This is a genomic window from Deltaproteobacteria bacterium (assembly GCA_016930875.1).
In the GTDB taxonomy this organism is placed as follows: Bacteria; Desulfobacterota; Desulfobacteria; order Desulfobacterales.
The window spans coordinates 1-6,222 of sequence record JAFGFW010000088.1 but is presented as its reverse complement, the minus strand read 5'-3'; the positions used below and the strand labels follow the sequence as shown (position 1 = coordinate 6,222).

Sequence of the window (6,222 nt, the reverse complement as noted above, 5' to 3'; positions counted from 1 at the left end):
CTTGGGGATACCATATGTCGTGATCTCAACTTGTGCCATCTGTCAACCGACCACAATATGTGGGACCGGTCGCCAGATGGCACAAGCAGAAGGCGGATAGAAATCCTTGTGGGTTGAGCTCTGGGTATGCGTTATGGCTGTTGAACAAACACTGGTTCTAATAAAACCTGATGGTTTGAAAAAGTCTCTTACCGGTAACATCCTTACGCGGTTGTCGGAGACACGCCTGGAAATTGCCGGGGCAAGGATTGTCCGTGTAAGCAGAGAATTGGCTGAAGAACACTACATCTTTTTGAAAGGCAAGCCCTTTTTTGAGGAGTTGATTGGCTATATCATGGGGGAGTTCCACGAAAGAAGGAAAGTCATGGCCCTGGTTTACCACGGGGAAGAGGCTATTCAGAAAGTGCGAGAAATCTGTGGCGCCACCAATCCTGAAGAAGCAAATTCTGTCTCTATTCGGGGCGCCTATGGAAGAATTACTACTTCCGGAGTTTACGAAAACGTAATGCATGCTTCAGCCAACCCTGAGGAAGCAGAAAGAGAAATAAAACTCTGGTTTACTCCGGATGAAATCGTGTATCACATCTATCCGGTGAAAGACAGTGAGTTAAAAAATGTGAAAAAGCGCCTCTGGGCCTAAAATCTCCTTTCCTGCTCTTTTCGCATGCCCCCATCTCCCTTGTCGCAACAATGCATCCAGAACCATTTCTTGCTTTCTCTTTGTCTTTTTGGTAGGGAACCTGCCGTATTTCAGAAAAATTTCAGAAGGGTCAGGCTATGAAGGAAACGACTTTGTCCATCATCAAACCGGACGGTGTTGCAAGGGGCCTCATTGGCGAGGTGATAAAGCGGCTCGAGGGGGCTGGATTCAAGATCGTTGCGATGAAGATGGTTTACATGTCAAAGAAACAGGCAAAAGGGTTTTACGCAGCACACAGGGGGCGTTCCTACTTTGAAGGTTTAACGGATTTTATGAGTTCGGGCCCCTCAATAGCCATGGTCCTTGAAGGAGAGAACGTTATTGCCAGATACCGCGAAATGATGGGGGCCACGAATTATGAGGAGGCGGCAGAGGGAACCATACGCAGGGAATTTGCCACAGACGGCCGGAAAAATGTTGTTCATGGATCTGATTCCCCTCAAACCGCTGCTTTTGAGATCAGTTACTTTTTTGGCGCCCTTGAGTTAGTTGGGGCATGATGCCATTGCCCATGTCCACACGGGTAAATCTTAGCAACATTGCCATTGTACTTCATCGACCCAGCTATCCCGAAAACATCGGCGCATCGGCCCGCGCAGCCTGCAATATGGGCATCAGCCAGTTGATTGTGGTTGATCCCAGGGACTGCGACTTGACGCGGATACTCAAGATGGCCACCCATTTTGCCGTCGACGTCGTTGAGACAATGGAGGTGTTCGAAGACCTGCAGACAGCCCTGGCCCCGTTTCAGTATGTTGTAGGTACAACAGCCCGGGTGGGGAGCAGGCGACCGACCATCTCAGATCCCGGCAAACTGGCTGAGAGACTCGTCCCTATATCCCAGAAAAACCGCGTAGCCCTTCTTTTTGGGCCTGAAAGCTCAGGCCTTACGAATGCCGAATTGGGCCTTTGTCAGGCCGTGGTGACCATTCCCACGGCAGGATTTACATCCATAAATCTGGCTCAGGCCATTATGGTCCTTTGCTATGAAGTATTTCTGGCAAGCAGAGAAAGTACCGAAGGTTTTGTCCCCCGCCTGGCTGCTCGTCACGAACTGGAGGATATGTACGAAGAACTAAAAAAGACCTTCATCAATATTAGTTTTATCAACCCAGAAAATCCTGACTACTGGATGCAGCACATACGGAGGTTTTTTTCCAGGATACACATGCGGGGACGCGATGTTAGGATGATTCGTGGAATATGCCGCCAGATCGAGTGGTATGGTTCGAGAAGAAAAACCGAAAAATGATCCGTGTTTCTCCCTAACAAATCACAATCCCGGCGCCGAACCTTCCTGTCTTTGCATTTTCACGCCGGTATGAAAAGAATGGATATGGATGATCGCACGTGCAGACTCTTGCCACTTCTATGTTTTTTTCAGGGATACCGATCTGGAGAAGCTGGTCCAGGTTGGCTGTCCACAGATCAAAGTATCCTTTGCCGTCAGAAGACTCCTTTCTGACACAGCCCGCCTTGGTTCCAAAGACATCCTTGACCTGAGAAACAACCTCCTGGCCGACTTGATAGCAACAGGGACCTATGGACGGTCCAATGCAAGCAAGAATGTCCTGAGGTGAAGAGCCAAATTGTTCTTGGAAAACCTTGACGGTTTTTTGAGCTATCCACCTTAGCGTGCCCTTCCACCCTGCATGGGCTACCCCGATCACGCTTCTTGCCGGATCATAAAAAAGAATCGGCACGCAGTCAGCCACCAGAACCATTAGGCAAATCCCCGGCCCATTGGTGACCATAGCATCTGTCGCGTCAATGGCCCCCTTGTAATCGGAGCCGCCTTTGCCTCGCAATGATTCGGATACGATCTCTACGTGACAGTCATGGATCTGCTTGGCCGTGGTCAGGCCGGCCAGTGAAAACCCGAGGGATCCGGCAAGTAGTTTCCGGTTCTTGAGCACATCTTGCGGATCATCTTCCACATTAAACGACAGATTCAAAGACTCCCAGGGCGAGGCGCTGCAGCCGCCTGTGCGCGTTGATATGAAGTGGCGGATTCCTTCATATTCAAAGAGGTTTTCAAAAAACCAAACGGTCAATGAATTTATCTTTTGTCGAATCATATTTTGGGAAATGCTGTTACGCATCGCCAATAAAGTGATTTTCCATAAATGAGATGGGATGAAAAGAAAGAGGTTATGAAACTAACGCTTTTTGGATTTCCTTTTGCATGGATTCTACGATGGCAATGGGATCCTTAGCTTTGCTGATAGGGCGACCGACAACCACATAATCAGCGCCATTTATTATGGCATCTTGAGCTGTTACGATTCGTTTTTGATCATCTTCGGGGATTTCAACATTCTTGCCTGGCCTGATACCGGGAGTAACTATGAGAAAACTGTCACCCAAAGCGTCTCTTAGGCGAGGCGCTTCAAGACCAGAAGAAATAACGCCGTCACACCCCAGCTTCAAAGCACGTTTGGCTCGAGAAAAAACCAAATCTTCAATTGTACCGGAAAAGCCCATTTCCTCCATGTCCTCTTCCCCATAGCTGGTCAATACAGTAACGGAAAGAATTTTAACACCTTTTTTCTCTTCAACTGCAGCCCGAAGAATTGGATCATTGCCATGCACAGTAGTAAACGTAATATTTCTATTTCTTAACTGTCTAAGGGCCAATTTGACTGTTTCCGGAACATCGAAAATTTTGAGGTCAACCATAACCTTGTGGCCACGCTCTGTAATCATTTCGATAACAGGAAACCACTCCGCCAGGAACAATTGCAGGCCGACTTTGTAGAAATTTATATGGTTTCCTAACAGATTAACCCATTTTTCTGCTTCTTCTTTGGAGTCCACATCTAAGGCAAAGATGATACGTTCATTTAATGGAATATTTTTGTGCTTCATAGTGTTGACATCCCTTCATAGTTAATTTGAGATTAACATTATGAAAAAAGTCCTGGAACCAATGAATCAAAGATTGCGCTTGCTCATGACATAGAACAGGAAGCGTGACATGAACTAGGATCCTCAGCAAGGGAGCAATTATTTTCAAAAATGGTGGAGGAGATGGTGAATTCTCCTCCCGTGTCTGTTCTAGTAAAATCGATACGGATGGGCTTGGCGATGTCAAACAATTGCCTGTCTACCAAAAAAGTCAAGCCGTTATTGTCAAAAACTTCATCATCTTCTTGCGGCTCATCCAGAGCCATTGCCAGACAAGGTGTGCCTCATCCGCCGGCGGAAACCATAATTCTAACAGGAGAGGTTTGTTTCCTTGTCTGCAAGAACTCAGTCACCATCTCCCTTGCTTCTTCTGAAACTTCAAACATTGCTAATGCCTTAAAGCTCATACAGGACTGTGGTTAGCGCTAACATCGTGCAAGATTCACGCAAAGTCATCCAAAATGATATCATAACCCTGGCCCGCATCAAATATGTATCGAATGAAGTGGCTCGAATGCGGATTGCCAGAACAACGTAACTTCTCAATAAGGCAGGCCTGCTTTGGGGAACATCGCCCTCAATCCGCCTGGCCCAGACCGGGTTTCTCTTTCCGAGGCATTGTCCAACTTCTGTCGCGTCCCTGGCCCAGACCGGGTTTCTCTCCCGTGGGCATGGTCCACTTCTGTCGCTCCAGGGCGGGCAGGACGGGCCTTTCTCAAAGAGGGAAGCTGTTGGAATGCCCGACCTTATTGAGAAGTTACAAAACAACTTGCTTACCTTCAGATTTCCTTGTCGGGGGACCTTAAATTGACCTGGGTTATTGAAAGCTGGAGGCTGAAATGCTTACTTCGAAGCCAACAGCCTGTCCATCTTCGATTTCACCTGCATCTGAACTAGCTTGCCGGGTCCCAGCTTGCCACGCTCCCGTGCCAATCTGATGGAGGCCTCGACGATTGTTCTTGGTACTTTGGACTGTTCAGGTTCAGGCTTACGCACGAGGGTCAGAGATTCGGTGGGGCAAGTTGAAACGCACAGGCCGCAGCCAATACATCGACTTAGGTCCAATACTGCCTTGTCGTTTTCAAGACGCAGCGCGTCCATCTGGCAGCGGTCTACACAGATTCCACAGCCTTGGCAGGTGTCGGGGTTGATAGTTGCCAGAAAGGAAGTGGAGAAATAACTTGCCGGCTTGGGATAGCGTTTGAGGTTCTTTAGTACCTGGCAGCAGCAACCACAACAGCAACATATGTTTACGATCTGCTTGGCATGGCTTGGCTGAAGAACCAGCCCGGCCTCGTCGGCCTTTTTCAGGATTTCCAGAGTTTCCTGTTTATCGATGACTCTACCAAGGCCGTTGCGTTCGTAGTAATCGGCTGCAATCCCAAAAACGAAACATGTTTCCTCCGGTTTTTCGCAACCCTTACCCACCATTCTATGCTCTCGCCGACAGATACACGGCGCCACCACAAACTTTTTCTGGACCTGCACAAGCTCCTCTATCCCCTCATACGGTAGCACTTTGAGCTCGGTACTGATACTTCGCCCCACAGGTATTGTGCGCAATTGGGGAGCCTTCTTCCAGATTTCACCATCAAAAAGAGTGGGAATGTATTCGTTCATGTCCCGGATCAGTTCGATATCCAAGTCGTTGACGTGGAACTCCCAGATGCCGATAACATACTGCAGGGCGCGATAACGAGTGGGTCTGTCTTTCGACTCGATTCTGAAAATGAGTCCTTTTCGGGCCATTTCCTCCAATCGCGGGGCGACCTCCTGTATGGGAAGCTTAGCTCGACGCGCCACGACTCGAGGCTCCTCGGCAATCAAAGTCAGATGCACAGCAAGCTCTGCCTCCTCAGGAGCAAACAGGCGGCGCAGGATGCGGAGATCCACCCCGGTTTCAGTGGGAGGGAAACCCCCTGGAAGATTGTTCAGGTGCTGGGCTAGTCCCTTGTAGATGCTCTCCCTCACACGGATCCTCCGGAATGCGTCATTGAGATATCGTCTTGCCGAACACGTCCATCTCAATGCCTGGAGCTAACATTAGAACTTGAGATGGTTGGGGGCCAATCAACACTAGTGGACTTGGTTTCCCGCGGGCACAATTTCGGATACCGGCTCCATTCGTGAATGACCTAAACTGAATAGCCATCCGTTTAACTATTCAAAGAAACAAAGAAAAGCCAAACGTAGGCTTCACCCAAGCCTACCCACTGACATACATGACGATTTTTCACACTAAAAACACAAAGCCCATCCGAAGTCAATGAGTCAGAATCGTCTACTCTTTATTCCCAAGCCTGTTTTGTGTGCAAGAAAAGAGAACAATTCCTCCTTGACAAGATGCCTATTGATACATATATATATAAGTTTATACAAAGTCAGCCAGTGCCCATCCCCCATCTCCCGTGTGTTTCCGAATGAGGGGTTTTTTTTCGCCTTTACCGAAATAGCCTGCAGCGCACCGTCGCCCAAGGGTTCGCGAAGAAACAAGTTTACATTTTCAGGAGTCGAGGCGCACGCATGGTAAGGCGCGAGGAGGGCGAATAGCAAGCTATTTAACCGACGAGCAACGCAGCCAGGCGGGATGGACCTGCCTGCCGGCAGGCAGGTCG

7 protein-coding genes are annotated in these 6,222 nt (G+C 48.7%); 3 read left to right on the top strand and 4 right to left on the bottom strand.

Annotated features, from left to right (window positions below; all coding sequences use genetic code 11):
- Positions 1 to 133 precede the first annotated feature (133 nt).
- The 3 genes from JW883_08420 to JW883_08410 all read left to right on the top strand — a co-directional run bounded on the left by JW883_08420 (position 134) and on the right by JW883_08410 (position 1,952).
- A complete protein-coding gene (locus tag JW883_08420) occupies positions 134 to 640 on the top strand; it encodes a nucleoside-diphosphate kinase (GenBank protein ID MBN1842288.1) in 507 nt (168 codons plus the stop codon).
- 137 nt (positions 641 to 777) lie between these two features.
- Positions 778 to 1,200: a nucleoside-diphosphate kinase gene (ndk, locus tag JW883_08415; GenBank protein MBN1842287.1), complete on the top strand. Its 423-nt coding sequence runs from the start codon at positions 778 to 780 to the stop codon at positions 1,198 to 1,200.
- Positions 1,201 to 1,211: 11 nt separating this feature from the next.
- Complete coding sequence (locus JW883_08410; GenBank protein MBN1842286.1) at positions 1,212 to 1,952, top strand: RNA methyltransferase; 741 nt, start codon at positions 1,212 to 1,214, stop codon at positions 1,950 to 1,952.
- A 13-nt stretch (positions 1,953 to 1,965) separates the two neighbouring features.
- Here the strand turns inward: JW883_08410 and pgeF are convergent, their stop codons facing one another.
- The 4 genes from pgeF to JW883_08390 form a co-directional block, all read right to left on the bottom strand.
- Positions 1,966 to 2,754, bottom strand: a complete 789-nt coding sequence (gene pgeF / locus JW883_08405) for a peptidoglycan editing factor PgeF (GenBank protein ID MBN1842285.1) — start codon at positions 2,752 to 2,754, stop codon at positions 1,966 to 1,968.
- A 97-nt stretch (positions 2,755 to 2,851) separates the two neighbouring features.
- The gene (gene pyrF, locus JW883_08400; protein ID MBN1842284.1) at positions 2,852 to 3,568 is read right to left on the bottom strand and encodes an orotidine-5'-phosphate decarboxylase; all 717 of its coding nucleotides are present in this window, start codon (positions 3,566 to 3,568) and stop codon (positions 2,852 to 2,854) included.
- 83 nt (positions 3,569 to 3,651) lie between these two features.
- Positions 3,652 to 3,873: a hypothetical protein gene (locus JW883_08395; protein MBN1842283.1), complete on the bottom strand. Its 222-nt coding sequence runs from the start codon at positions 3,871 to 3,873 to the stop codon at positions 3,652 to 3,654.
- Positions 3,874 to 4,450: 577 nt separating this feature from the next.
- The gene (locus tag JW883_08390; GenBank protein MBN1842282.1) at positions 4,451 to 5,566 is read right to left on the bottom strand and encodes a 4Fe-4S binding protein; all 1,116 of its coding nucleotides are present in this window, start codon (positions 5,564 to 5,566) and stop codon (positions 4,451 to 4,453) included.
- Positions 5,567 to 6,222 lie beyond the last annotated feature (656 nt).